Source organism: Terrisporobacter mayombei, from assembly GCF_020748465.1.
Classification (GTDB): Bacteria; Bacillota; Clostridia; order Peptostreptococcales; family Peptostreptococcaceae; genus Terrisporobacter; species Terrisporobacter mayombei.
The window spans coordinates 1-531 of sequence record NZ_JAHZMP010000097.1; the positions used below are offsets into that span (position 1 = coordinate 1).

The 531-nt window shown below is 31.1% G+C and carries 1 protein-coding gene and 1 other annotated feature; the gene reads left to right on the forward strand.

What is annotated here, in order from left to right; all coding sequences use genetic code 11:
* Positions 1-145 (forward strand): CDIF630_02480 family spore surface protein (locus tag K0039_RS23075; RefSeq protein ID WP_228106800.1); only part of this gene is annotated, 145 nt, incomplete at its 5' end.
* A gap of 157 nt (positions 146-302) precedes the next feature.
* Positions 303-531 (forward strand) — a binding site (T-box leader). This feature is flagged as partial in the annotation.

Genomic DNA, 531 nt, shown 5'->3' on the forward strand with positions numbered 1-531 from the left:
TAAAAGTTCACTTTTAGTTGGAAATGAGTCGACAGCAGCAGGGGCTGATGTTGAAAAATTAAAACCTCATAGTAAAGTTTCAATACCTTCAATTAAGGGTGTTACAGAAGCAAAAGACTGGGTTGATAATGGAAGTAAATTATAAAAGTTTTGAAACTGAAGTAGTAAAGATAAGTGTTTATTGTCATTTTGCAAGGTAGAGTTATTATAATTTAAATAGCAATCAGTATCAATTATATAAATTTATTGACTAAAAATTTATAAATTGGTATAATTTTGTTAATTAGCAGAAATAATAAAAGATAAATACTAAGAAGAAAAGAGTAGATATAAAATGTAGTTCTAGCGAGTTGAGGATGGTGAAAGCTCAATACGAGGTTTATATTGAAGAACATCTTGGAGTTTCTAATCGAAAGCTTATTTAGTAAGTAGACTTAGACGGAAGGCACCGTTATAGGCTTTAAGCATTGCTTAACTAAGAGGTCATTATGACAACTAGGGTGGTACCGCGAGAGTAATAGTCTTTCGTCC